Here is a 1,074-nt window from a genome sequence, read left to right as displayed (position 1 = left end):
ATTATGCCCCCGCCTGTGGCAACCCTACCCGGTCGTCTTCTTTTATGGTTATGGAGTCGAAGAAGTTGGGGGACAAAAAAAAGCCGCCGGCAAGTGCCGGCGGCTTGTAAAATGCAGGCCCAAGCGGGTGGCCTACTGCGTTACCACCCGGACGATTTTGGTACCAGAGCCCGTAGTTAATCGCAGTTGGTAAACACCAATGGGCAGGCCCTCCCTCACCACGTCAAGCTGAAAGGTGCGACCGGCTTGGCCCACGCCTTCGCTAATGCGGCGCACCAAGCGGCCCACGTTGTCGTAGAGCACCAGCGAGTACTGCTCGCCTTCGACAACCTGGAACTCCGCGGTGGCCCGTTGCGTGAACGGGTTAGGGTATACCTCCAGTGAGCCCGTGCGCTGCTGCAGACAAGCAGTTGTGATGGACAGCAACGTGGGGCATTCGACGGCGCATCCCTGGGCATCAACCACCCACAGACGATACGTGTTCGCCGCCAACCCATTGAAGGTAAACTCCCCGCGCACTTCCGGCGAAGTAGCCAAGATAGCGCCCGTGGCGGCTAAGCGGAGCTGGTAGGTATAGGGCGCCGTTCCGCCGGCGGCACTTACGCTCGCTTGGCCGGCCGTACCCCCGCAGGCATTTACCGTCTTGGAGAAGGTGACACTCAACGCAAGGGCGGGTTGTGTGATGGTCACGGTACTGGCCGTAGCGGAGCAACCATTGGCGTCCCGGACCAGGACGGCGTAGGTGCCAGCTGCCAGATTCGTGAAAAGACCCGAGCCATTGGAAGTCCGACCGTCGAAGGTGAAGGTATAGGGAGCCGTACCACCGACTGCCGTGAACTGGACTTGACCCGTAGCTGTCCCAAAGCAAGTGACAGCCGTGACGGTGGACCTCAGTGAAATCATGACCGGCGCCGCATTGATGGTGACGGCTACCGCGGCCGAAACGAGCCCGTTCAGGGCTACGCTGAGGCTATAGGTGCCGGCGGCCAGGTTCGTGAATACGCCCGTGTTAGAGGTCAGTGTTACACCAGCCGTTACCCCCACTCCCACTAAGGTATAGGTCCCCCCGCTAAT

At 60.5% G+C, this 1,074-nt stretch carries 1 protein-coding gene; it reads right to left on the bottom strand.

What is annotated here, in order from left to right:
- Nucleotides 1-132: 132 nt before the first annotated feature.
- Nucleotides 133-1,074, bottom strand: a 942-nt coding sequence (locus B9A24_RS21125; protein WP_234997600.1) for a T9SS type A sorting domain-containing protein, incomplete at its 5' end; no start/stop codon positions are given.

Source organism: Hymenobacter roseosalivarius DSM 11622, assembly GCF_900176135.1.
Taxonomy (GTDB): Bacteria; Bacteroidota; Bacteroidia; order Cytophagales; family Hymenobacteraceae; genus Hymenobacter; species Hymenobacter roseosalivarius.
Note: the sequence above shows the minus strand (reverse complement) of the source record. Positions and strands in the feature narration are given on the sequence as shown.